This is a genomic window from Mycobacterium colombiense (genome assembly GCF_003284935.1).
Lineage (GTDB): Bacteria > Actinomycetota > Actinomycetes > Mycobacteriales > Mycobacteriaceae > Mycobacterium > Mycobacterium arosiense_A.
On the sequence record NZ_QMEV01000005.1, the window covers coordinates 59,534 to 84,089 of the forward strand.

At 66.8% G+C, this 24,556-nt stretch carries 23 protein-coding genes; 13 read left to right on the forward strand and 10 right to left on the reverse strand.

Annotated features, from left to right (window positions below; genetic code table 11):
* The first annotated feature begins 73 nt into the window (after window positions 1-73).
* Window positions 74-895, forward strand: coding sequence for a FadR/GntR family transcriptional regulator (locus DQP57_RS04130; protein ID WP_066866638.1), 822 nt, complete (start codon window positions 74-76; stop codon window positions 893-895).
* Between the two features lie 19 nt (window positions 896-914).
* Complete coding sequence (locus DQP57_RS04135; RefSeq protein ID WP_112631779.1) at window positions 915-1,634, forward strand: SDR family oxidoreductase; 720 nt, start codon at window positions 915-917, stop codon at window positions 1,632-1,634.
* Here DQP57_RS04135 and DQP57_RS04140 read toward each other — a convergent pair.
* A complete protein-coding gene (locus DQP57_RS04140) occupies window positions 1,597-2,463 on the reverse strand; it encodes an LLM class flavin-dependent oxidoreductase (protein WP_112631780.1) in 867 nt (288 codons plus the stop codon). The two genes, DQP57_RS04135 and DQP57_RS04140, sit on opposite strands and share 38 nt — an antisense overlap.
* A gap of 75 nt (window positions 2,464-2,538) precedes the next feature.
* Between DQP57_RS04140 and DQP57_RS04145 the strand changes: the two genes are divergently transcribed.
* The 5 genes from DQP57_RS04145 to DQP57_RS04165 are packed head-to-tail and all read left to right on the forward strand — an operon-like array spanning window position 2,539 to window position 8,341.
* On the forward strand, window positions 2,539-3,606 hold the full coding sequence (locus DQP57_RS04145; protein ID WP_112631781.1) for an acyl-CoA dehydrogenase family protein: 1,068 nt from the start codon (window positions 2,539-2,541) through the stop codon (window positions 3,604-3,606).
* A gap of 49 nt (window positions 3,607-3,655) precedes the next feature.
* The gene (locus tag DQP57_RS04150) at window positions 3,656-4,756 is read left to right on the forward strand and encodes an acyl-CoA dehydrogenase family protein (protein ID WP_112631782.1); all 1,101 of its coding nucleotides are present in this window, start codon (window positions 3,656-3,658) and stop codon (window positions 4,754-4,756) included.
* Entirely contained in the window at window positions 4,753-5,910 is a 1,158-nt protein-coding gene (locus tag DQP57_RS04155) for an acyl-CoA dehydrogenase family protein (RefSeq protein ID WP_205869029.1), read from the forward strand. Before DQP57_RS04150 ends, DQP57_RS04155 begins: the two co-directional genes overlap by 4 nt.
* Window positions 5,907-6,842: an acyl-CoA dehydrogenase family protein gene (locus tag DQP57_RS04160; protein WP_112631783.1), complete on the forward strand. Its 936-nt coding sequence runs from the start codon at window positions 5,907-5,909 to the stop codon at window positions 6,840-6,842. Before DQP57_RS04155 ends, DQP57_RS04160 begins: the two co-directional genes overlap by 4 nt.
* Window positions 6,839-8,341, forward strand: a complete 1,503-nt coding sequence (locus DQP57_RS04165) for a class I adenylate-forming enzyme family protein (protein WP_112631784.1) — start codon at window positions 6,839-6,841, stop codon at window positions 8,339-8,341. The genes DQP57_RS04160 and DQP57_RS04165 overlap by 4 nt, the downstream gene beginning before the upstream one ends.
* On the opposite strand, the gene DQP57_RS04170 is transcribed toward DQP57_RS04165, so the two are convergent.
* Genes DQP57_RS04170 through DQP57_RS04180 form a run of 3 tightly spaced genes read right to left on the reverse strand, consistent with a single transcriptional unit; the run spans window position 8,338 to window position 10,701 of the window.
* The gene (locus DQP57_RS04170) at window positions 8,338-9,516 is read right to left on the reverse strand and encodes an NAD(P)/FAD-dependent oxidoreductase (protein ID WP_240631673.1); all 1,179 of its coding nucleotides are present in this window, start codon (window positions 9,514-9,516) and stop codon (window positions 8,338-8,340) included. The genes DQP57_RS04165 and DQP57_RS04170 overlap by 4 nt on opposite strands.
* Window positions 9,517-9,544: 28 nt before the next feature.
* Window positions 9,545-9,733, reverse strand: a complete 189-nt coding sequence (locus DQP57_RS04175) for a ferredoxin (protein WP_112631786.1) — start codon at window positions 9,731-9,733, stop codon at window positions 9,545-9,547.
* Window positions 9,730-10,701, reverse strand: a complete 972-nt coding sequence (locus tag DQP57_RS04180) for a metal-dependent hydrolase (RefSeq protein WP_112631787.1) — start codon at window positions 10,699-10,701, stop codon at window positions 9,730-9,732. Before DQP57_RS04180 ends, DQP57_RS04175 begins: the two co-directional genes overlap by 4 nt.
* Window positions 10,702-11,029: 328 nt before the next feature.
* Between DQP57_RS04180 and DQP57_RS04185 the strand changes: the two genes are divergently transcribed.
* The 3 genes from DQP57_RS04185 to DQP57_RS04195 all read left to right on the forward strand — a co-directional run bounded on the left by DQP57_RS04185 (window position 11,030) and on the right by DQP57_RS04195 (window position 13,826).
* Window positions 11,030-12,064: a hotdog fold thioesterase gene (locus DQP57_RS04185; protein ID WP_112631788.1), complete on the forward strand. Its 1,035-nt coding sequence runs from the start codon at window positions 11,030-11,032 to the stop codon at window positions 12,062-12,064.
* A 77-nt stretch (window positions 12,065-12,141) separates the two neighbouring features.
* Window positions 12,142-13,347 (forward strand): amidohydrolase family protein, encoded by a 1,206-nt coding sequence (locus DQP57_RS04190; RefSeq protein WP_112631789.1) that lies wholly within the window; start codon window positions 12,142-12,144, stop codon window positions 13,345-13,347.
* A 104-nt stretch (window positions 13,348-13,451) separates the two neighbouring features.
* Window positions 13,452-13,826: a hypothetical protein gene (locus DQP57_RS04195; RefSeq protein ID WP_112631870.1), complete on the forward strand. Its 375-nt coding sequence runs from the start codon at window positions 13,452-13,454 to the stop codon at window positions 13,824-13,826.
* Here the strand turns inward: DQP57_RS04195 and DQP57_RS04200 are convergent.
* From DQP57_RS04200 to DQP57_RS04210, 3 genes are read right to left on the reverse strand one after another with little or no spacing between them, the layout of a single operon-like run.
* Complete coding sequence (locus tag DQP57_RS04200) at window positions 13,774-14,097, reverse strand: hypothetical protein (RefSeq protein WP_112631790.1); 324 nt, start codon at window positions 14,095-14,097, stop codon at window positions 13,774-13,776. The genes DQP57_RS04195 and DQP57_RS04200 overlap by 53 nt on opposite strands.
* Before the next feature lies 1 nt (window position 14,098).
* Window positions 14,099-15,589 carry a molybdopterin-dependent oxidoreductase gene (locus tag DQP57_RS04205; RefSeq protein ID WP_112631791.1) on the reverse strand — a complete coding sequence of 497 codons (1,491 nt, stop codon included), beginning with the start codon at window positions 15,587-15,589 and terminating at the stop codon, window positions 14,099-14,101.
* Between the two features lie 12 nt (window positions 15,590-15,601).
* Window positions 15,602-16,102 carry an oxidoreductase gene (locus DQP57_RS04210; protein ID WP_112631792.1) on the reverse strand — a complete coding sequence of 167 codons (501 nt, stop codon included), beginning with the start codon at window positions 16,100-16,102 and terminating at the stop codon, window positions 15,602-15,604.
* A 261-nt stretch (window positions 16,103-16,363) separates the two neighbouring features.
* Between DQP57_RS04210 and DQP57_RS04215 the strand changes: the two genes are divergently transcribed.
* Window positions 16,364-18,331 carry a SpoIIE family protein phosphatase gene (locus DQP57_RS04215; RefSeq protein ID WP_112631793.1) on the forward strand — a complete coding sequence of 656 codons (1,968 nt, stop codon included), beginning with the start codon at window positions 16,364-16,366 and terminating at the stop codon, window positions 18,329-18,331.
* On the opposite strand, the gene DQP57_RS04220 is transcribed toward DQP57_RS04215, so the two are convergent.
* The 3 genes from DQP57_RS04220 to DQP57_RS04230 all read right to left on the reverse strand — a co-directional run bounded on the left by DQP57_RS04220 (window position 18,328) and on the right by DQP57_RS04230 (window position 21,864).
* Window positions 18,328-19,572, reverse strand: coding sequence for an acyl-CoA dehydrogenase family protein (locus DQP57_RS04220; RefSeq protein WP_112631794.1), 1,245 nt, complete (start codon window positions 19,570-19,572; stop codon window positions 18,328-18,330). The genes DQP57_RS04215 and DQP57_RS04220 overlap by 4 nt on opposite strands.
* Window positions 19,573-19,582: 10 nt before the next feature.
* Window positions 19,583-20,734, reverse strand: coding sequence for an acyl-CoA dehydrogenase family protein (locus DQP57_RS04225; RefSeq protein WP_112631795.1), 1,152 nt, complete (start codon window positions 20,732-20,734; stop codon window positions 19,583-19,585).
* A gap of 170 nt (window positions 20,735-20,904) precedes the next feature.
* On the reverse strand, window positions 20,905-21,864 hold the full coding sequence (locus tag DQP57_RS04230; RefSeq protein ID WP_112631871.1) for an alpha/beta hydrolase: 960 nt from the start codon (window positions 21,862-21,864) through the stop codon (window positions 20,905-20,907).
* A gap of 297 nt (window positions 21,865-22,161) precedes the next feature.
* Here DQP57_RS04230 and DQP57_RS04235 point away from each other — a divergent pair, with 297 nt between their 5' ends.
* Window positions 22,162-23,394 (forward strand): cytochrome P450, encoded by a 1,233-nt coding sequence (locus DQP57_RS04235; RefSeq protein ID WP_112631796.1) that lies wholly within the window; start codon window positions 22,162-22,164, stop codon window positions 23,392-23,394.
* Window positions 23,391-24,548 (forward strand): Zn-dependent alcohol dehydrogenase, encoded by a 1,158-nt coding sequence (locus DQP57_RS04240; RefSeq protein WP_112631797.1) that lies wholly within the window; start codon window positions 23,391-23,393, stop codon window positions 24,546-24,548. Before DQP57_RS04235 ends, DQP57_RS04240 begins: the two co-directional genes overlap by 4 nt.
* Window positions 24,549-24,556: the final 8 nt, after the last annotated feature.

Genomic DNA, 24,556 nt, shown 5'->3' on the forward strand with positions numbered 1-24,556 from the left:
GACCAGAGAAGCTATTTATATCATTACTGCTAAAATAGCTAAGCCAGCGAGTTGCTTGTGTTTCGAGGATCGGATGACCGCCTTGGGAATTGGCCCCGACGCCCGGCGCCGGTTGTCGGCGCCGCGGATCGCCGAAATCGTAGCCGATGAGTTGCGCCGTCAGATCATCGACGGCGAACTCGCGGATGGTGATCTCTTGCCGCGCCAGGAGGTGCTCGTCGAGCAGTTCAACGTGAGCTTGGTGTCGCTGCGCGAAGCCTTGCGGATTTTGGAGACCGAGGGGCTGGTGTCGGTGCGGCGGGGCAACCGAGGTGGTGCCGTCGTCCACGCCCCGGCCAAGACCAGTGCCGCGTACATGCTCGGGCTGCTGTTGCAAAGCGAGTCCGTCGAGCTCGCCGACCTCGGCATGGCCCTGCAGGAACTCGAACCGGCCTGCGCCGCCCTGGCCGCCCGCCGGCCGGACCGGGCGAGCACCCTGGTGCCCGAACTCACCCGCATCAACGAGTCGATGGCCGAAAACCTGGACGATGGAAGGCTTTTCACCGAGATCGGGCGTGAGTTCCATGACCACGTCGTTCGCGGGTGCGGCAATCACACGATCATCGCGGTCGTCGGCAGCCTCGAGACACTGTGGAGCAGCCACGAGCGGCAGTGGGCCGACGAGAGCGCGTCCCGCGGCACCTACCCGTCGCTCACTCAACGCCGCGCGGTGCTCAACACGCACGTCAAGCTCACCGAGACCATCGCCGAGGGCAACGTCGACCGGGCTCGCCGCATCGCGGGCCGGCACCTGGCCGACACCCAAACCTACGTCCTGTCCGGTCAGCACGACCAACGCATCTACGCGCTCTCTCCGCAGGCGTTGTCGCGGCCGCGGGACATTCGACACTCCTGAAGGGCGGCCTGGAACGGTCATGCGAACCGCATTGGTCACCGGCGGTAGCGGCGGGATCGGAAAGGGGTGCGCCCGCAAGCTGGTCGAGCGCGGCTACGATGTGGTCCTCTCTGCGCGCCGCGAGGCCCCGCTGCGGGCCGCCGCCGAGGAGATCGGAGCACGCCACCTCGTCGCCGACGCGTCCGATCCGATCGGATTCCCCGCTGCACTAAGCACATTGGAGGCGATCGACCTCGTGGTGCACGCGGCGGGTGCGCTCGGGGGAACCTACGCACGCAAGCAGACCTTCGAGCAGTGGCGGGCCATCATGTCGGCCAACCTGGATTCGTGCTTCGTGGTGACGTCCGCGGTCCTGCCGAAGATGTCGGCGGGCTCGCGGCTGGTGTTCATCTCGTCGTCGGCGGCACACGAGCCGATGCCGGCCCGCACCGCCTACTCCGCATCGAAGGCCGGAATGAACGCGTTCGCGCGAGCCCTTGCGCTCGAAGTCGACCGCGACGGCATCAGCGTGCACATCGTCACGCCGGGCCCGGTGGCCACCGAGATGCTGCAGGACGTTCCCTTCGAGATGTATGCGATTCAGGTGGCGGATGTCGCCGAGGCGGTTGCCTGGCTGGACACCGTCGACCCGTCGGTCGATCTACCTGAGATCCGGCTGTCCGCCGTGGAGCGCGGCCCGTTCGCGCGCCCGCCGGTGGTGCCTACCGAGGCCCGCCGGCGCCGCCAACAAACGCCTTGATCACCGATTCGCCGAACTCGTGCAGCGAGTCCGGGACGGCGAAATCGGCGAACCAGACATAGAAGCGTTCGACGCCTTGAGCCGCCAGGCCGGCGAAGTGTCCGCTCAGCTCCTCGGCGTCGCCGCAGACCAGCCCCGGCCCCAGGTTGCCGAACCGCTTGGTGCTCACTTCGCGCACGGCGGTGGGGTCGCTGCCCGTCCGGATAAATCCCACCATCTGCTGGATCGATACCCGGGCCGATCCCGATTCGGGGGCGAGCTCGGCCAGCCTGTTGAGGTGGTTGGCCGGCACATTCCACCAATCCGCATGTTCGCGAACGAGTTTCATCATCCGTGGCCCGGTTCCGCCCAGCACCAGGGGTATCGGGTGGGACCTGCGCGGCATCTGCGCGGCCTCCCCCGGCGCATCGCCCCAGTACTGCCTGATCAGCTCGAGATGCCGGCCCAGTTGTTCGACCCTGGCCCGCGGATCCTGTTGCCCGACATCGAATCTGGTGAATTCCGAGGGCCACGATCCCGCGCCGAGGCCCAACTCGAACCTGCCCTCCGAGGCCTCCGACAGCGTGACCGCCTGCTTGGCAAGCACGGCGGGATGGCGAAACGCGTCGCACAGCACCAGATGCCCGATCCGCAGGCGCTCGGTCTTGGCCGCCACCCAGGTGGCAATGCCCATTGCCTCCCAGATGCTTTCGTCGGGGAGCCCGGGCGCCTCGAGGTGATCGATGAAAGCGATCCCGTCGAACCCGCTGGCCTCGGCGTGACGCGCCCGGTCCGCGATGTCGGCCGCCGACAATCTCACCTGCGGCAGGAACAGATACCACTGGGCCATGCGCCACCTCTACGTCGGATCCGTGCGATTGCGACGGCACGGCTAGTTTATTATCTTTACTATGTTAGAGGTCTTATGGATGTCGGGCTGAATTCTGAGCAGCTGTCGCTGCGCGACACCGTACGCGACATATTACGTACGGAGTGTCCACCCGACGCCGCGCGTCAAGCGATCACCGATCCCGAGCGCTGGCGCACCCTGTGGAAGACGGTCGTCGACCTCGGTTGGACCGAGCTTGTCGCCCCCGGCGGCGACTACGGACCGGTCGAACTGGCCCTGGTTCTCGAGGAATGCGGTGCGGCGCTCGCCCCAATTCCGTTGCTGGGCAGCGTCGGTCTGGCCGGCGGTCTGCTGCGCAACACCGGGCTCGACTCGGTGCTGACCGACATCGCCGGCGGTGTGGTGGCCACCCTGGCCGTCCACGCCCAGGGGACTCGACTGCCCGGGGCGCCGATGACACTGCGCCAGGGCCGCCTGCGCGGCACCGCGGTCGCCGTCCCCCATCTGTCGCGCGCGGAGCTCGTCGTCACGCTGGCCCGTTCCGACGACGGTGACACCGTGGCCGCGGTCGTGCGCTGCGGCGACGGCGTCACCCTGGTGCCGACGGCCGAATCCACCGATCCCGCTCAGCCCCTGGCCGGCGTCGAGATCGACGCCGAGCCCGTCGCGGTGGCGCCGGTCGACGTCGAATCGGCACTGACGGCCCCCTGGGTGGCCGCGGCCGCCGACCTTCTCGGCGTGGCGGGCGCCGCGCTGCACCGATCGGTCGAATACGCGAAGTCGCGGCGCCAGTTCGGCCAGCCGATCGGCGCGTTCCAGGGCATCAAACACGCGCTGGCCGACAACTACGTCAGCGTCGAACGCGCCCGCAGCCTGACCTACGCCGCGGCGGCGCGGCTCGCCGACCCGGCCTCACCGGCGGCGGAGGTGTTCACCGCCGCGGCGCTGGCCAAGGCGGCGGCCAACGATGCGGCGGCCAGTTGCGCGCGCACGTCGGTCCAGGTGCACGGCGCGCTGGGCCAGACCTGGGAGCACGACGCCCACCTCTACGTCAGGCGCGCCTGGCAGGGCGCCGCCATGCTGGGTGACAGCCGCTCGCTGTATTACGAGGTCGGCCGCCGATTCTGCGGGGGTGCCGCATGAGCCGCACCGGCGACGATGCAGAGCGCAGCGATGAGAAGGAGCGGTGCCTATGAGCGCCGTGGTGGCGGAATTCGGCGCGTGGCTGGCGGAGTTTCTGCCCGACGACTACTACGCGAACTATCGCCGATACCGCTGGGACTTGAGTTTGCGGCGCGATTACCAGCGGGCCTCGTTCGAGGCCGGCTGGCTGCAGCCGACCTGGCCCCGCGAGCACGGCGGCCGGTCGCTGGGCCTGCGCGACGCCATGGAAGTCCGCATCGAGGCGGCGCTGCGCTCGGCGCCCAAGCTCCCCAACATCCAGGGGCCCGGCGTCGCCGCGCCGGGCATCCGGCAATTCGGCACGCCCGCCCAGATCGAGCGTCTGCTCGTTCCGCTGCTGCGCGGCGACGAGTGGTGGGCGCTGGGCATGTCCGAGCCCGAGGCGGGCTCGGATTTCGCCGGCCTGCGCACCCGCGCGGTGCGCGACGGCGACGTGTTCCGGGTCAACGGCCACAAGATCTGGACCACCCAGGCGCACGTGTCGCGGTGGTGCACCCTGTACGCCCGCACGGATCCCGAAGCGCCGAAACACCATGGCATCTCGTGCCTCATCCTCGACCTGCGGTCGCCCGGGGTCAGGATCGAGCCCATCCGGATGTCGTCGATCTCCGATGAGACGTTCTGCGAGGTCTTCCTCGACGACGTCGAAGTGCCGGCGGAGAACCTGCTGGGACCGCTCAACGGCGGCTGGAACGTCGCCCTGTCGTCCCTGCACCACGAACGCCAGATGATCTGGATCATGAACTGGGTCGAGATCAAACGCGGGCTCGACGCGGTGCGCGAGGCCACGGACTCGAGCCACGACGTGTACGCCGAACTCGGTTCACTGCTCGCGGACGCCGAAGCGTTGCGCGCCACCGGATACCGCGCCTTGGGCAACGAGCTCGCGGGGCAACCCAGCCCGGAAGCCGACACCATGAAACTGCTTGGATCGCTTACCTTGCAGCGGGTTTGGGAGCTCGGCGCGGCCGTCGCGGGCCCCGATTCGGCCACCGACCCGGATCTGCTGTTCGAACGCCAGGACGCGCTGGCCGCGACCATCTACGGCGGGACGTCGGAGGTCCAGCGCAACATCATCGCCGAGCGCCTGCTCGGGCTGCCGAAGGGATGACGACCATGGATTACGACCTCGGCGACGACGCCGGGCAACTGCGCAGCCACCTGCGCGAGCTGGTTGCCAACCACATCCCCGCCGACTTTCTGGGCGCCTGCACCGAGAACCCGCAGGACCTCGCCACCACCGAGACGTTCTGCAAGCTGCTGGCCACCGAAGGGCTGCTGGCGCTGGCGTGGCCGAAAGAGCATGGCGGCGGCGGTGGTTCGGTCTGGCAGCAGACGGTGCTGCGCGAGGAGATGTGGGCCCAGCACGAGCCGCGCGGTCCGCAGTACATGGGGATCAATTGGGTCGGGCCCGCGCTCATGCGATACGGGACGGCCGAGCAGAAGGCCAAGCACCTGGCGGCCATCGCCTCGGGAGACGTGATCTGGTGTCAGGGTTTTTCGGAACCGGAGGCCGGAACCGACCTGGTGTCGTTGCGCACCCGCGCCGTTGCCGACGGCGACGGGTGGCGCATCAGCGGCCAGAAGGTGTGGACGTCGTACGCGCTGATGGCGTCCTGGTGCGTACTGGCGGCCTGCACGGATCCCGAAGCCCCAAAACACAAGCGGCTCACCCTCTTTCTCATTCCGATGGACCGAGCGGGCTTCACCGTCCGGCCAATCCCGTCGATGCTGGGACCCCACCACCTCAACGAGATGTTCCTCGACTCCGTGCGGGCGTATCCCGGTGACGTGCTCGGGGAGGTCGGCGACGGCTGGCGGGTGATGCGCGAAGCCCTGGCTTTCGAACGGGTGGGCATCGCACGCTACGCGCGCTGTGAGTCGCTGCTCGAACGGATGCGCGCCCAACTCGGCGACGACTGGGATCGGCTGCCCGAAACCATCCGCACCCGGTGGGTGCGGGCCCTCGTCGACCTGCGGGTCGCCCGGCTGCTGGCCTATCGCGCCGTGTCACTGCAGGACGATGCGGCGGCGGGGGCGGCGGCGAGCGCCGCGCGCATCATCACCACCACGTGCGATCAGCTCGTCGCCGAGCTGCTGTTCGACGTGCTGGGGCCGACGGCGCTGGACAGCGGGACCTCCGCGGCGCTGCACGGAGCGGTCGAAGACCATTGGCGTTACGCGCAGGCGGCCACGGTGGCATCGGGCACCATCGAGGTGCAGCGCATGCTCGTGGCACGAGATGTATTGGGAGAACACAGGTGAAAACCGATCTGCCGCAAGACATCAGCGACTTCGCCGCCGTCGCGGGTAAACGTTTGGCCCGATTGGGCGGACCGCCGGCCGCGTTGCGCGCGGAGACCGACGACACCATCCGGGATGCGGCGCGCACCGCGCTCAACGAGGTCGGCGCCTTCGACCTCGACGTGCGTTCGGAGCCCGACGACCTGCTGGCCGCGGCGGTGCTGTGCCAGGCCGCCGGCGCCACCGTGCTCCCCTATCCATTGGTGGAGGAGCTGCTGGCGCTCGACGGCGCCCGCCTGACCCTGGTCAATCCGAAAGCGCCGCGCATCGACCACGGCGACCTGGCCGGTGACTGGGTCGCCGCGGACCTGGACGGCACTCGCTACCGGCCCCGGCCGGGCTCGCGGACCGGCGCCAAGCTGGGACCCTTCCTGGTTCCGGCCACGTTGGGCGCACCCGAGGGAAGCGTGCCCGCCGCCGACGTTAACCTTCATCTCGTGCTGGGATCATGGCGGATTCTGGGATCGGTGCAGCAGTCGCTGCGGGTGGTCACCGAGCATGTGCGCGCCCGGATCCAGTTCGGCAAGCCGCTCGCGGACTTTCAGGCCGTCAGGTTCGCCGTCGCCGACGCCGCCGTCGCGGTCCGCGGGCTACACGAACTCGCGAAGTTCACCATCTGCCGCCCCGAATCGCTCCCCGCGCAGATTCATTCGGCCGACGCCCTGATCCTTCGGCTCAAGGCCGCGGACACGGCACGACAGGTGATGCGCACGTCGCACCAGTTACTCGGGGCCCTGGGGTTCTGCGACGAGTCCGACGTCAGCGTGCTCGACCGGCACACCCAGCCGCTGATCCGGTTGCCGCTGGGCACCGAGGAACTGGCCTTGCGCCTGATTCCCTGCGTACCGGACGGGTCATTCGAGACGCTGTTCAGCGAGCCGGTATCGGCATGACCGACGCTGGTGACGATGCAGCGCCGAATCCGTTCGACGAGGGAATCCCTTTCGGGGTAAAGCTGCAGCAGCTCGCCGATGAGCGGCGCGACGATGCGGCCGCGACGATCGTCGCGCTGGACGGCAGCGCCACCTCGCTGACCTTCGGTGAACTCGATGCCCGCGCCAACCAGTGGGGCCGGGCGCTGGCCGGCCGGGGTGCACAAACGGGTTCACTTGTGGCACTGGCCATTCCGAACTCCCAACATCTGGTACTGGCGACCCTGGGGTGCTGGAAGATCGGCGCCGTCCCCGTCCCCATGCACTGGGATCTTCCCGAATGGGAGCGAGACCGGGTGCGCGAGGTGATCAACCCCGTCGTGGTCGTCGACGAACGAAGCCGCTGGGAGCTCGACGCCGCCGCGGCCGGCGAATCCGCGGAGGCCCTGCCGGTCGCCGTCTCCCCCACCGCCAACGGGATCTGCAGCAGCGGATCCACCGGTGTGCCCAAGGTGATCCTCAACCTGGCGCCGTCGCTGTGGATCCCGCAGCAGGGCGAACCGTTCCTGTCCAACTGGACGCCGGTGGCCCAGCCGCAGACCATCATGGTGCCCGCGCCGATGTATCACACCAACGGCTTCGCCACCTTCCTGATGATGCTGGCCGGCGACCACCTGGTCATACTCGAAAAGTTCGATGCCGCACTGGTTCTCGATGTCATCGAACGCTTCCGGATCACCAACTTCACCGCCACGCCCACCATGCTGGCGCGCATCGCCGCCCGGCCCGACGTGCGGCAGCGAGACCTGTCCAGCATCGTCTTCATCCTGCAGGGCGCCGCGGTGATGCCGCCGTCACTGCTGCGCACCTGGTTCGAACTGCTCAGCCCCGAGCAGATCGTGATGGCATACGGCATGACCGAAAACCTCGGGCTCACCGCGCTGCGCGGCGACGAGTGGCTGGCCCACCCGGGCAGTGTGGGCCGCGGGTTCCGGGACACCGAGATCCGAATTCTGGACGCCGACAAGCGGCCGCTGGGTCCCGGCGAGGACGGTGACGTGTACCTGCGGGCGCCGATGAGCGCGGGATACCGGTATCTCGGCGGGGCGCCCCCGCTGCCGTCGACCGAGGACGGCTTCCGCTCCGCCGGCGACATCGGCCACCTCGACGAGGACGGTTTCCTCTACATCGTCGACCGCCGGGTCGACATGATCGTCACCGGCGGCGCCAATGTCTTTCCGGCCGAGGTCGAGTCCGCGCTCGCCGGCCACCCCGCCATCGCCGACGTCGTCGTGATCGGGCTTGCCGACCCGCAATGGGGGCGCCGGGTGCACGCGGTGGTTCAGCGCGCCGACTCCGATGGGGCCGCCGCACTGACCGAACAGCAGGTGATCGAATACGCGAAGAACCGCCTGGCCCCCTATAAGGCGCCCAAGAGCGTCGAGTTCGTCGATTCCATTCCTCGGACCGCGGCGACCAAGGTCAACCGCTCGGCGATGATCGAGGCACGGGGCGGCTAATCCGGCCGCGGCGGCGGAAATTCGGCCCGCTTCGCGATGGCATCGCGGTAGGCGTACACCCGATCCGTCGTCGTTCCAAGCACCGCTATGGTGTGGCCGTTGCGGCCGTAGGCGGCAACGAACTCCCACGAGTCGGGATCTCCTTCGACGAATTCCAGCGCATCGTAATCCGTTGGCACGCCGATCATCTGGACTTTGACGTCATACTGATCGGACCAGAAGTACGGAACCTCGTCGTAGCTCTCCGCGCGGTCCCTGCCCCCCAGCAGAGTGCGGGCCGCAGCGGCGCCCTGACGTCCGGCGTGATCCCAATGCTCGATCCGCAGATGCCGTTCGTACAGCGGATGCCACCAGCGCGCGACATCACCGGCCGCGACGACATCGGTGCCACCCTCGGCCGTACCCGTGGCATCACAGACCACGCCGTCATCCACGCGCAAGCCAGAGTCGCTCAGCCAATCGGTCGCAGGGGTCACGCCCAGGCCGACGACGACGAGATCAGCCGGAAGGAGCGAACCATCGGTGAGCCGAACCGCCTCCACCCGGCCGTCACCCACGAAGGCGTCCACGCCCACGCCAACCCGTACGTCGACGCCATGCTGACGATGCAGATCCGCCCAGCGAGGTGCCAGCTCCTGGCCCAAGGCGGCCAACAGCGGGCCGGCGGTCTTCTCGATCAGCGCCACGTCGAGCCCTATCGACCGGCAGCTGGCGGCGACCTCCGCACCGATGAACCCGCCGCCGACGACCACCACCCGGGGCCGCGCACCCAACGTCTGCCGGATCGCCAGGCAATCCTCGACCGTGCGCAGCACGAACACACCGTCGGGAACCGGGCCTGGCCATTGACGCGGGACCGCGCCGCTGGCGATCACCAGCCCGTCGAATCGCACTGCCAGATCCTGGTTTTCGTCGCGCACGTGGACCACACGCGCGGTCATGTCCAACTTGAGCGCCGATGCCCCTCGCAGCACACGCGCCTCGAAGTCGAATTGAGGCGCCAGGTCGACGCCCGCGCGGTGCACCTCGCCGGTAAGCAACTTCTTGGACAGGGGCGGGCGATGGTAAGGGGCCTGCCGCTCGGAACCGACGATGGTCAGTGAACCGTCATAGCCTTCTTGCCGCAGGGTTTCCGCCGCCCGCGTGCCAGCCACACCCGCACCGATCACGACCACGTCTTTCAGCTGACGACTCCGCATCGGTTCAGTCCTCCACCGAGATCGCCTGGGTGGGGCAGGACACCTCTGCGGCTTTCAACTCTCCGCGCAGTTCGGACGACGGCTCATCTTGGAGCAAATGAAGTCCGTCTTCGCGCACTTCGAATACCGCATGGCACAGGCTCATGCAGACACCGTTGCCGTCGCAGGTGTCGAGATCGACCGAAACCTTCATCGCGCCTTCGCCCTTTCGCCCCCCGGGTCGGAAGGTTCCACCCCATGTGTTTGATCGGGTCCACCCGAGCTGGCCTGTGTTCGCGCCCGCTCGCGGGCGGCTTTCGCGACGGGCGAATACTCCAGGTAGTCGGTCGCCATCTCCGTCACCGCCTCCGGGCCGGGATGATGGCCGGGCCGCAGATACCGCACGGGCATGGTGACGATGAGCCACCAGGGGCCCGGCAGTCGGTACTGGCGTGCGGCCCGCAGCCAGTCCCGCCAGCGCCACTTTCCCTCGATGGTCGGGTCGTGGTTCATCAGGTAGCGGGCTCCGGCGATCCACCAGCCGATGAACAGCGGAGCGGTCATGAACATCGAGAACGCTCTGATGAAGTAGTTGCCGCACACGTGCTGGTAGACGTCGAACACCAGTGATCGATGCTCGACCTCCTCGGCGGCGTGCCAGCGCAGCAGATCGAGCATCATCGGGTCGGTGCCCGCGTAATCCAATCCGCGATTCTGCAGCACCCATTGGCCCAACATCGCCGTGAAATGTTCCAGGGAGGCCACGTCGGCTAGGCGTCGATACAGCCACCACCGCTGCAACGCCGGCGGAAAATACTTTGGCGGATCGCCCAGCGTCACCGACAACGTTTTGCGGAGGCGACTGGTGTATGGCTTGGTGTCGATGCCCTGTTCGGCCAGATGGTCGAGCACCACCTGATGCGCCCAGGCATGCCAGGACTCCTGCTGGATGAACGGTTTGATCGCCGCCTCCAGCTCCGGGTCGTCGACCAACGACGAGGCTTCAAGGACGGCCTTGATAAAGTGCCGCTCGCCCTCGGGCAGCAGCAGGTGCAAGACGTTCATCATATGCGTCGAGAAGGGGTCGTCAGGCACCCAGTGCAGCGGCGTCTCCGACCAGTCGAACCGCACCATGCGGCGATACTTGGGGTATCCATCGTGATGAAGTTGAACCTCTGGCATAGGAATCGTCCCTCCCTCGGCCAACTGTGCACCGTCGGTCGATGTCTCGAGAACCGTCGACCGGCGAGCCCCCTGTCGTACTCACGGCCTACACCCCGGCGCACTTCGCCGAGTACAACTGTTCACTCACGCGCGTACCCGCCCCGGCCGCCGGCTATGCGTATCAGCCGGTACCGGATTCCTGAGAATTGCCTATCGACTCGCACGCTCGGCGTCGATCAACCGTCGATGCGACATCGCGACGCGCAAGCCTCCCGGACGGGTGGCATCGCACGGTAATCTCATTCTCATAGCGCGAGCGGCGCGCGAGGGAAGGGACCAATCGCTCATGGCCGACTCCGGCGAGGACGTCGAGGTAACGCGCGGCGACCGCTTCATCAAGACGGCCGTGGCCATACTGGGCGAAACGGGCCGCACCGATTTCACGGTGCAAGAGGTGGTCGCGCGGTCCAAGACGTCGTTGCGCGCCTTCTACCAACACTTCAGCAGCAAGGACGAGCTGCTGCTGGCGTTGTTCGACCGAACCATCGCCCAATCGGTGAAGACGTGGCGCGCCGAGACGACGGGGCTGGACAGTACCTCGGCGCTGAAACTGTTGATCGACCGAGTCAGCCAGCAGCCGGAATCGAGCACCCAGGACAGCCTCAACCGCGCGTTGACGCTCTACAACCAACACCTGGCCGAGACCCGGCCCCGCGAATACGCCCGGGTGCTCTCTCCCCTGCACGGCCTCATTCGCGACATCGTCGGGCAGGGCATCACCGAGGGGGTGTTCAACCCCGGATTGGACGTCGGGGCGGCGGCCGCCATCGTCATGCAGACGATGATGGGTGCGCAGCGATTGCATTGGCTCAGTTCGGAATTGAACGGAACACCGGTCGATGCGGGCCAGCTCTACGACTTCTGCAGCCGCGCCCTGGGCATCCGCGACACCGACAAAGAGTCGGCCGGCGCGCCGTCGCTGGCCGAGCTGTTCGCCCAGATCGGCATGCGGCCCAGCACCCGCAACGGCCAATTCGCCATGACGATGCCGGTCAGCCCCGCGGTCGTCAACACCTCGGGCGCGCTGCAGGGCGGCCTGATCGCCACGCTGGTGGACGTGGCGGGCGGACAATTCGGGCTGGACTACCTGCAGCCGGGCACCACGATGACCACCTCCGATCTGTTCATCCGTTACCTGCGGCCGGTCCGGCAGGGCGCGGCGTTCGCGGTGCCCACGATGTTGCGATCGGGACGACGCGCGATGGTGATGCAGGTGGACATCTACGGCGACGGCGACGACGAGCTGCTCGCCACGGCCACGGTGAATTTCGCCGTCATCAACGGCGATACCCCGACGGCTGGGCTGCGGGCCGACGCCTGAACCGCTATACCGGGTTGCGCGAAAGTGGTAACGTCGTTACCACAAATGCGAATCGAGACTTCTGCTAGGAGATCGCCATGCCGTCTCGGGAACTGCCCTTCCCCGTCTTCGACGCGGACAACCACATGTACGAGCCGCAGGAAGCGCTGACCAAGTTCCTGCCGGAGAACCGCAAACGGGTCATCGACTACGTGCAGGTGCGCGGCCGCACCAAGATCGTGGTCCGCGGCCACATCAGCGAATACATCCCGAACCCGACGTTCGAGGTGGTCGCCAAGCCGGGCGCACAGGAGGACTACTTCCGCAACGGCGCGCAGGGCAAGAGCTACCGCGAGATCCTCGGCGAGCCGATGAAGGCCATCCCCGCCTTCCGCGAACCGGGCGCCCGGCTGGAGGTCATGGACGAGCTCGGCATCGACTACGCCCTGATGTTCCCGACCCTGGCCAGCCTGGTCGAAGAGCGCATGAAGGACGACCCGGAGATGACCCACGACGTCATCCACGCGCTCAACGAATGGATGTATGAGCAGTGGTCGTTCAACTACTCCGACCGCATCTTCGCCACCCCCGTGATCACGCTGCCGATCGTCGACCGCGCGCTCGAGGAACTTCAGTGGTGCCTGGAGCGTGGTGCACGCACCGTGCTGGTCCGCCCGGCGCCGGTGCCCGGCTACAAGGGCAGCCGGTCGTTCGGGCTCGAGGAATTCGACCCGTTCTGGCAGGCCTGCATCAAAGCCGAGCTGCCCGTCTCGATGCACGCCTCGGACAGCGGCTACTCCGAGTTCGCGAATGTGTGGGAACCCGGCGACGAATTCCTGCCGTTCAAGCCGACCCCTTTCCGCAGCTTCGCGATGGGCCACCGGCCGATCCTGGACGCGATGGGTGCGCTGGTGTGTCACGGCGCGCTGTCCCGCAACCCCGAACTGCGGATCCTGTCGATCGAGAACGGCGCCGACTGGGTGCCGGACCTCTTTAAGGGCCTCAAGGGCGTCTACAAGAAGATGCCGCAGTCGTTCAGTGAGGACCCCGTCGAGGCGTTCAAGCGCTGCGTCTACATCACGCCGTTCTGGGAGGACCGCTTCACCGAGATCGTCAAGATGGTGGGCACCGACCGGGTGCTGTTCGGGTCCGACTGGCCACACCCGGAGGGCCTGAAGGACCCCATTTCGTTCGTCGACGAACTCGGCGACTTCAGCGACGAGGACAAGGCGAAGATCATGGGCGGCAACCTGATGAAGCTCATGAAGGTCTCCGCGCCGGCCAAAAAGCCGGTCTCGGCCTGATCGTCTGATCGCTGCCCCACGGCGGTTCGGTGTAGCCGGACCGCCGTGGGGTACTCGTCGGCATGAGTTTTGACGAGTCGCGGCCGACGGCGGATGGATTGCAGATGAGCGCGGCACCGAACGACGGGACGCCGGTCAGCATCGATGACGACGTCGCGTTTCTCACCGAGCAGATCGAAGCGCTCGAACGACTCGGGCAGCGCGACGACGTCGACGACGAAGCGGTCTACGACCTGAACATCCGGTGGGGCACCGCACTCGCGGGACGGCTCCCCCGGGTGGCGCACTACAGTTCGCTGGGCCGACTCGGCGACGACGATCAGCGGCGGTTCGAATCGCTGTGCGATCGGCTACGCGAGTTATCGCCTCTCATCGAGCGATTCGACCTGACTCGGCCGAAGCTGCCCGGATCCACCGACGGTCAGGCTAGCGATCGGAGTCGTGTCCGGAAGCGTCCGTGGCGCCTGGCGCGTAGGTGAGAAAGTCCTTGTCGGACAGCCTGATCGCGGTCCGCGGCTTCGCGCAGTCCGGATTGCGGCAGGTCAGGGCGATCATGTAGGCGTCGGTGTCCTCATCGAGAAACAGAAAACCCAAATACAGGGCGTCGCCGACGGCGAAATCGGTTGCGCCGCAAGCCTCACAATGTCCGCCCTTGGCGGTGACCTGCTCGAGGACGCGATGTCGCGCCACCGAATCCAGGCTGATCAGCTCGGGGCGTACCCCGATCCCCTCGGTCGCCATGTCGGTCATCTCAGATTTCCACGTCCTTGTCGTAGTACACGCGGTCCTCGCGCCAGCCCCCGGTACCCATGCCGATCCCGGCGTAGTCCTCGACGAACTCGATCTGGTTGATCCACTTGGCCATTTTGAATCCCACTTGGGTTTCCACCCGCAGACGCAGGGGGGCGCCGTGCTGGATCGGCAACGGCGTGCCGTTCATTTCGTACGCCAGCAGGGTCTGTGGCTTGTCGGCGAACTCGAGGTCGAGCACCTCGTAGAACTGGCCGCCGCCGTGCGACGCCGGCTCGTCGGTGCTGTTGTCCTGCATGGTCAGAAAGCACACGTAGCGCGCCTGGGGCAGCGGCCGCACCAGGTCCACGAGCTGACGCAGGTGGACGCCGGTCCACTCACCGATGCTGGTCCAGCCCTGGACGCAGTTGTGCAGCACGCATTGGGTTTCCGCCTCGGCGAGTGCGCGTAGTGCGCTCAGGTCCAGGGTCACCGGGTTTTCCACCAGGCCGCCCACCCGGAGTCGCCAGTCCACGAAGTTGTGCACCGCCATCACCTTGTATTCCGTGCTGGTGGGCGGCTTTCCGTTGACACGGTGCTGCTTGGAGATCTTGTGCTGCGGATAGTTCTGGCGCGAGTTCAACGGCCGCAACAGCAGACGACGAGCCGCGGTGACCACCGCGCCCAGCACGCGCTGCACCGAGCGCGGGTTGCGCAGGCTCCAGATCGTGGCCGCGACATGGACGCCGATGATCGCCGCGATGATCGACAGAGAGATCGCGGTCGCCCAGTACGTATTGCGAACGGCGCCGAAAATCATTGCCGCCGTGAGCCGGCCCCAGCCCCAGAAGAAAATCATCGACAGGTGAATCGCGATGAACACCAGGAAGGCGACCAGGCCCAGGAAGTGCAAGCTGCGCGCCCATTGCCGACCGCCCCACATCTGCACGTACCACGGGAACCGCGCCTCGATCGCCGGCGACTGAGCGGCGCCGGTCAGGATCTGAAACGGCGCAAGGACGAAGATGACTCCCGCGTACGTCAGCTTCTGCATGGCGTCCAGCGGTTCACCGGGCAGCACTGGCGGCAGGTTGAACGACAGGTACGTGACGACGTCGTCCCACGCTTCGGGAAAAATCGACCATGAGGCGGGCCAGTAGCGGTGCCATTGACCGGTGGCGAACAACAGGATGTAGTACGACAGGCCCAGCAGAATCCAGCCGATCACCACGAAGAAGTGCCAGTGCCGGCCCACGCCCAGCTGCGCGCGACCGGGCAGCGAGATGAACGGGCTGTAGTCCTCTTCCTCGTCAAGGGTGTCGTAGATCTTGTCGCGCGGCATGACCTTTCGGGTAAAGCGGGCCCACTCCGTACCCGGCTTGCTGTCGTCGTGCCAATACAACTTCGGGTGGGTGGCCAAAATCTCGAGACCGCTGCGCAAAATGAGCGTCACGAAGAGCACGTTCAGCCAATGATCGATGCGCAGCCATGCCGGATAGTCCAACGTTGTCATGCCTGGCCCCCGTCAGTCATACCACTGCTGACTTTGCGGATAGGCCACGTTGATGCCCGATAACACGGTCGTGTGTACGGCGATAAAAGCCGCCGCGCACACCATTGCCAATGTTCCCGGCGCGAAGTCCCATCTTGCGGTCACCGCTCCCAATCCGGGCAGGCCGGCCCAGCGGGTGACCAGATACACGACCAGGAAGGCCGAGCAGATCAGGCTGCCGAGATACCAACCGGCTTGGGGCACTGAGGGTTTAATGCCGATCACCATGGCGCTGGCCGCGATCAGGCAGGCGGCTGCCAACCCAAGCACGTAGGCGGCGAAATACCCCGGCAGGTAAGGCCGAGTGCCCAGCACGTAGACATGGACCGCAACCAGACCCGTCAGCAGCGCCCCACCCAGCGCGGTCACCGCATGGGGCAAGTTGAATGCCACCCAGCCGTTCAAGGTAAGCACCGGTGACGTCAGCAGGCGCCGCCACAGCGCCGACGCGCGTCGAGCCACGAGATCGACCACGACAGCGAGGTACCCGCCCGTACGGGCCGCAAACGGGCGCCGTTTTGCCTTCGACGGCCGCGATTTTCGCAGGCGTCAATTGCATTTGCCAAGCAAATTAGCCGACACAATTCACAGCGGTAACCAAACCGTTGCAATACGCATCCAAGAACCATTGCTAATCTGAACAACTACGTGTGCAAATTAGGTCCACCCATTGACCCGGTTTTCGACTCGGCCCTTCGCTGCGGGCCGCTCGGGGCTGCTAGGAGGAACGGCCAGATGGTGGCCGAGAAGGACTGGGACAGAACCGTCGGTGCGGCCGAGGACGTGCGCCGCGTCTTCGAGAACGTCCCCGCGCTGCTGGTCGGCCTCGAGGGGCCCGACCACCGATTTGTCGCGGTCAACGCCGCGTACCGCACACTCAGTCCGCCAATTGACTCCATCGGGCTTTTTGTGCGCGACATCTATCCCGAGCTGGAGAGCCAAGAAATCCTCCACATGTTCGACCAGGTATATCAAACGGGCGAACAACAGTCGGGCACAGAATGGCGGGTCCAGGCCGACTTCGACGGCACGGGACAGGCCCAGGAACACTTCTTCGACTTCATCGTCACCCCGCGCCGCGCGGGGGACGGCTCGATCGAAGGCGTGCAGCTTGCCTTCGTCGACGTCACAAGCCGGGTGCAGACGCGGATGGCCGCCGAAGCTCGCCTCGAGGAGCTCTCCGAGCGGTACCGCAACGTCCGCGATTCCGCCACCGTGATGCAGCAGGCGCTGCTGGCACCCTCGGTGCCCGTCATCCCCGGCGCGGACGTGACCGCGCAGTATCTCGTCGCCGCGGAGGACACCGCGGCCGGCGGCGACTGGTTCGACGCGATACCCCTTGGCGATCGGCTGGTGCTCGTCGTCGGTGACGTCGTGGGCCATGGCGTCGAAGCGGCCGCGGTGATGTCGCAACTGCGTACCGCGCTGCGGATGCAGGTCGTGGCGGGATACCCGATCGCCGAAGCGCTCGAGGCGGTCGACCGCTTCCGCAAGCACGTCCCCGGGTCGAACACGGCCACGATCTGCGTCGGATCGCTGGACTTCGCCACGGGCGAATTCCGGTACTGCACGGCGGGACACCCGCCGCCGCTGCTGGTGACGGCGGACGCCACCGCACGCTATCTGGAGCCTTCCGGCGCCGGACCCCTCGGCAGCGGCACCGGTTTTCCGGTGCGCAACGAATTCCTCGAGATAGGCGACTCGATCCTGCTGTACACCGACGGCCTCATCGAAAGACCGGGCCGGCCGCTGGGCGCCAGCACCGCCGAATTCGCCGAGCTGGCCGCGAACATCGCCGGCGGACACCGCGGCTTCGTCATCGAGTCCTCGGTGCGGGCGATCGACCGCATCTGTTCGGAGACACTGGAAATGCTGCTCCGCTCGACCGGCTACAGCGACGACGTGACACTCCTTGCGGCACAACGCCGGACGCCGCCCGCACCGCTGCACCTGACACTGGATGCGACGATCCGTGCGGCGCGCACGGTGCGCACCCGCCTGCGCCAATGGCTGTCGGAAGCCGGCGCCGACGCGGACGACATCTCCGACGTGGTGCACGCGATCTCGGAGTTCGTCGAAAACGCGGTCGAGCACGGGTATGCCACCGAGGTCGCCGACGGCGTTGTCGTCGAGGCGACGCTGTCAGGTGAGGGCAACCTGCACGCCTCGGTGACCGACCGCGGCCGGTGGAAGGATCACCGCGAGGGCGAGACCGGGCGTGGTCGCGGCCTCGCCATGGCCGAGGCTCTGGTGTCGGAGGCGCACGTCAGCCACGGCTCCGAGGGAACGACGGCCAGTGTGACACACCGACTCTCGCGGTCGGCGAGTTTCGTCACCGATTCCGTGATCAGCCGGGTGGCCGAGCGTCGAACGGTCAGCGTGGAATTCGTATCCGAGATCAGCGAACCGGGCCGCATCGTGGTCAGTGGCGACGTCGACTCCAACACCGCGTCCACCCTGGACCGTCAGATCGCCGTCGAAAGCCGTTCCGGCATAGCACCATTGACGGTCGACCTGAGCGCCGTCACCCACCTCGGGTCGGCCGGAGTCAGCGCGCTGGCCGCCGCCCGCGAACGGGCGCAGCGACAGGGCAGTGAATACGTGTTGGTGGCTCCGCCGGGAAGCCCGGCGCACCATGTGTTGTCGCTGGTTCAGATCCCCGTGGTAAGCGGCCTCGCCGAAAACGTCGTCGCCGAAGGCTAAGCCCGGTCGGCCCTTTCGCCGTGCCGCACCTGGTTGAATGGCACGCCGCGGTCGGCCGCGTATTCCCGGGGAAAGCCCAGCACCCGCTCGCCGATGACGTTACGGGCCATCTCGGTGGTGCCGCCGCCGATCGCGACGGTCTGCCGGGACAAGTAGCGCAGGCCCGTTTCGAGTCCGCCGCCCGGTTCTCCCACCACACCGGCGCTTCCCGCGATTGCCAGTGCCGTGTCGACATCCGTCGTCGTGGTCTCGGAGTGAAAAAGGCGGATGAGCGTCCCGGCCGCCGGCGGCAGCGCGCCGTCCCTGACGCTGCGATACACGTGACCGATCAGTTGCTCGGCCACCGCGCGGTGCACCAGGGCGCGACCGGCCATCTCCTGCACGCGTTCGTTATCGGCCTGCCCGGTCTTCTCCGCAAGGGCCACGTAGTCCACCGGGATCGCGTTGCCGCCCTCGCTGCCGCTGCCGCTGGCGAACTCGGACCCCTGCCCCACCGCTCGGCGTTCGTGGTAGAGCTGCCGCGACGCCACCGCCCAGCCGTCGTTGACCTCCCCGACGACCGCGTCGTCTCCGACGTCGACCCCGTCGAGGAACTCCTCGCAGAATTCGGTGGAGCCGCTCAGCATCGTGATGTGCCGCAACGTGATTCCCGGATGCGCGATGGGCACCAGGAACATCGTCAGGCCCTCGTGCTTGGGCACATCCCAGTTGGTGCGGGCCAGACACAGGCCGTAATCGGCGGCGAACGCGCTCGTGCTCCAGGTCTTGGCGCCGTTGATGATCCAACGATCGTCACGGCGCTCGGCCCGGGTGAGGACGCCGGCCAGATCCGATCCGCCGCTGGGTTCGCTCAACAACTGCACCAACACCTCATCGCCGCGCAGCGCGGCGGCGATGTGCTGCTTCTTCTGTTCTTCGCTGCCGGTGTCGAGCAGCGTGGCGCAGCAGATGGTGAACGTCGGGGTGTTGAGGATCAAGGGCATCTCGTAGTCAACGGACTCGGCGTCGAATGCCTTCTGGTATTCGTAGTCCAGCCCCAGTCCGCCGTACTCGCGGGGAAAGCAGATGCCGGCGAATCCCCCGTCGTACAACCGCCTTTGCAGTTCGCGGGCCCGCAACCACGACCGTTCGTCGTCGCGCGGCGCGGCCGGCGGGGCCTCCCGGTCGATGGCGGGCATGTTTTCCGCCAGCCATGCCCTGGCCCGGGCGGCGAACTGCGCGACGGACTCGGTCGACGTCATCGGGTCTTCCTCATTTCGCCGAACGACCCGCCTTCTCGAACTCGTAGACACGTAGATTGTGTTCCTCCGGCGTCCCGAACATGCCGCGGTACAACGTGATCCGACGCAGATACAGGTGCAGGTCGTGTTCCCAGGTGACACCGATGCCCCCGTGCATCTGCACGCAGGCCTGGACGATCTGGCCGGCCATCTCACCCACGTAGGACTTCGCGATGCTGGCCGACAGGTTCGCTTCCGGCGCGCGGGCCGCTACGTCGGCGACCGCCGCTGCGGTGGTGGCGCGACAGGCCTCCAGCCAGAGCTTCATGTCGGCGAACTTGTGCTTGAGGGCCTGGTAGGACGCCAGCGGACGACCGAACGTGTGCCGGTCCAGCGCCCACTGCACGGTGAGGTCGAACACCGTCTGCAGGGCGCCGACCACCTCGGCGCACTGCAGCACCTGGGCGATCTGGCTCTGTCGCTCGATGAGCGCGGCCGTCTCGTCGGCGGTGCCGACGGCCGCGGATCGTGGCACCACGACTCCGTCGAAGTGCACGCGGGCGTACTGCTTAACCAGATCGACCGATTGCTGGGGTTCGATCCGGACGCCCGGCGCGTCCGTCGGCACCAGAAACTGACCGACCCGCGCGGCGTCCGCGTCGCCGCGCGCCACCACCAGCAGCGCCGCACTCTGGGCCCCCGCCTCGACGCGGTCCTTGATGCCGTCGATGCGGTAGCCCGAGTCCGTCTTGGTTGCCGTCACCGACGGACTCAGCGGCGCCCACCCCTGACCCGGCTCACACACGGTCCAGGACGCCACGGCCTCACCGGCGATCAACGCCTCGATGGTGTCCGCGTGCTCGTCCGAATTCGCGCACTCGACAAGCCCGGTGAGCACGGTGCTGACCGGATACAGCGGCCCGGGCGCCAGCGTCTTGCCGAGTTGTTCGGCGACCGTGGCCAGGTCGGCGAAACCGTTCCCCGAGACGCTTCCGCCACCCAACTCCTCCGGGACCAGCAGCGCGGTCCAGCCGAGCTCGGCGGCGCGACGCCACCATGCGGGATCGAACGAGGTGCCCTCGGCGTGCAGCTCGCGCACCCGGCGCAGCGGCGCTTCCTTCTCCAGAAAGGCCTGGGTGGTCGAGGTGAAGAGGATCTTCTCCGGAGAGTCGAGGGTGGTCATGGTGCCGAGGGGATCCTTCTTGACATTCGATCGTTGCGGCTGCAACGGAAACGGTTTGAGTGTTTGATCATCCGCCCGATCGGTCCTCGGTTGGCTGGCGTTTCCGATGTTAGCAACGCGCAATACGGTAAGAGATACCGGAGTTCAGTCGGTAAAAGCGGGGCCGAGCGCTACATGGCGAACACGCGGCGCACCGCCTGCGCGTGCAGGGCCCGATTCTCCTGGGAAACAACCCAATCCGGCACCATCGAGTCGAAGCCGTTGAAGGTCGCGGCGATCACATGCAATTCGGTATGGACGTAGGCGTGCAACAACCGGTTCGCGTAGTCGATGGCCTCGTCGCGGCAGGGATCGATCTCGGAGCAGCTGACGAACGTCGGCGGCAGGCCTTCGAGGTTGGCTCGGTGCGCCGGGACATGCTGACCGTTGGCGCTGGCGTGGCCGAGGTAGTGGTTCCATGCCCGGCTCACCGCCGGACCGTTGAGGCCCGGGGTCCGCTGGAATTCGCGACGCGAGGGCGTGGCGTCGGAATCGAGCATCGGCTGGTGCAGGATCTGCATCCGGATCGCCGGGCCTTCCTGGTCGAACATGCGCTGGGTCAGCCCCGCGACCAGTGCGGCACCGGCGTCCCGGCCCATCACCGCGATGCGGCCGGCGTCGGCGTCCAGTTCCGCGCTGTTGTCGACGGCGTAACGCAAGGCCGCTTCGACATCGTCGAGCGCCGCCGGGCACGGATGCTCCGGCGCGAGCCGGTAGTCGACCGAGACCACCAGGCACGCGCCGTCACGGGCCAACTCCGCGCAGTGCGCGTGGTCGGTCTCGAGGTTTCCGGTGACGAACCCGCCGCCATGGGCGTAGATCACCAGGGGCGCCGGGGATTCGGTGTGGCCGCGGTACAACCGCAGCTCGAGTTGCTGACCATCCGGTCCGGCGATGGATCGCGAATCGATGGTGACGCCGGTGGTGTCCGCCGATGCGGCGCGCTGCGCGGCCAGCAGGTTGGCGTGTTCACGCTCGGCCGGCAGCGTCTCGGCGCGGAATTCGAAGGCGCCCAACGCCACGGCGGCATCGCGCAACACCGGATCGATGCGAGTGAGGCCGTGGGGCCGGGCCAGATTCGTCTGTGTCATGTCCACTCATTTTTCGGGCTCGTCGTGCGGGCTCATCGGCGGTCCCGGAGGGTAGGCGTGCCCGGAACCCACCTTCAAGGTAGACCTGCGCTTTTGGGGGTTGACACACGAGGTGCTCGGCACCGCGGGACGCGCCGACGGGGTCGGCGGGGCGATGGAAAGCGTCGAGCCGTTGGGCTACGTTGCTATCTATACTATGATAGCTATTTTCCGCTCGGTCCCATCCGCCGTGGATTTCGCGGGCACTCGCTGTGGTCCGCGTGAACGGCCTTATCGGTTGTTTCAGGAGGAGCGCTGATGACGCTCAGCACTGGCCCGAACGGTCAGCCCGTCGTACCTTCATTGGATTTCACCGGCGAAACCAGTCCCTATCCCTTCTTCCAGCACATGCGTCTCACCGACCCGGTGTGGCACGGTTCCCTGAGCGATAACAGCCAGTTGCCGGAAGAGCTGCGGCCCAACGACGAATGGGTCCTGTTCGGCTACGACGGTGTCTCCCAAGCTTTTCGCGACGACCGCATCTTCACTTCGGCCGCCTACGACAAGACGATCGGGCTGGTGATGGGACATACCATCCTGGCGATGGGCGGCCGGGAACACCACGACCACCGCAACCTGGTCGCCAAGGCGTTCCGCGCGACCGCGCTGGAACGCTGGGAACCGAAGGTCATCGGGCCGGTCTGCGATCAACTGGTCGACGAAATCAAGAACGACGGTCATGCCGATCTGGTGAAGGCGGTGACGTTCGAATTTCCCACCCGGATCATCTCGACGCTGCTCGGTCTGCCCGCCGAGGATCTCGACCTGTTCCGCCGCCTGTCGCTGGACCTGATCTCAATCCCCACCGACATCGTGGCGGGATTGAACGCCGCGAACGAGCTCTACGACTACTTCCTCAAACAGGTCGAGCAGCGCCGGCGCAAGCTGACCGACGACATCATCGGCGACCTGGTCGCCGCCGAGATCGACGGGGAAAAGCTCACCGACGAGGCCATCATCGCCTTCTTGCGGTTGTTGTTGCCCGCCGGATTGGAGACCACCTATCGCTCCTCGGGCAATCTGTTGTACCTGTTGCTGACCCATCCCGACCAGCTGGCGATGGTGTATCGGGATCGCTCCCTGATACCGATGGCGATCGAGGAGGGCCTGCGGTACGAAACGCCACTGACCATGGTCATGCGGACCACGACCGAAGAAGTCGAAATCGGCGGCAAGACGATCCCGGCCGAGGCCCAGATCGACATGTGTATGGGGTCGGCCAATCGCGACGAAAGCCGTTGGACCGACCCGAACACGTTCGACATCCGCCGGCCGCGCCAAGCCCACATCGCCTTCGCAGGCGGTATCCACATGTGCCTCGGCATGCACCTGGCCCGCCTGGAAACGCGAGTCATGCTGAACAGCCTGTTCGACCGCGTCGAACGGCTGGCGTTCGTGCCCGACGACGGAACCGGCGAGGAATCCAAGATCGTCGGGCTCACCTTCCGGTCGCCCAACAAGCTTCCGGTCACGTTCGCCCCCGCCGCATGAGAAGCCGCGCAGCGATCCTGCATGACGTCGGCGGGCCGTGGTCCGTCGAGGAATTCGAGCTCGATCCCCCCAAGGCCGGCGAGGTCCTGGTGCAGATGGCGGCCGCCGGCTTGTGCCACTCCGACGACCACATCCTCAAAGGTGACATGTCGGCGCCCAATGAGGTGATGCGGTCCATGGGGCTGCCGACCATGTTCCCGACGATCGGCGGCCACGAGGGTTCCGGCATCGTGCGTGAGGTCGGCCCCGGCGTCACCGATTTCGTCCCGGGCGATCACGTGGTGATGTCGTTCGTCGCCGTGTGCGGCCAATGCCGTTGGTGCGCCAGCGGAATCGAGTACCTGTGCGACGTCGGCATCGGCACCATGATCCCCGGGATGCCCACGGACGGCACGTTCCGCCACCACACCGCCGACGGTCACAACCTCGGCCACATCGCCAAGATCGGTGCATTCGCCGAACACACTGTGGTATCGACGAATTCACTGGTGAAGATCGAGGAACACCTGCCGCTGACGTCGAGCGCGCTGCTGTCCTGTGCCATCCCGACCGGTTACGGCTCGGTCGCCAACCGGTCGAACATGCGCGCCGGGGACACCGTCGCGGTGATCGGTGTCGGCGGGATCGGGACGGGCGCGATCCAGGGTGCCCGGATCAACGGCGCCGCGCAGATCGTGGCCGTCGACCCGGTGGACTTCAAGCAGAAATCGGCGCTGCAATTCGGCGCGACGCACAGCGTGGCGACGATCGCCGAGGCGATGGACGTGGTGCGGGAGTTGACATACGGGGTGATGGCCGACGCGGTGGTGGTCTCGCCGTCCTTGATCACCGCCGAGGACGTCCGTGACGCGGTGAAGCTCACCCGCAAGGGCGGCACCTGCGTGCTCACCGGCATGACCTCGCAGCTGACCCGCTCGGTCAAGATCGACCTGCAGGACTTCATCCTGATGAACAAGACGTTGGCGGGCACCATATTCGGCTCGTGCAACCCGAAGGCGGACATCTCCCGGCTGGCCCGGCTCTATCAGACCGGTCAGCTCCAGCTCGACGAGATGATCACCAAGCGCTATCGCCTCGACGAGGTCAACGACGCCTACGACGATCTACTGGGCGGCAGAATCGTGCGGGGCATCATCGATTTCGGGATCGCCTGAGACTGTGC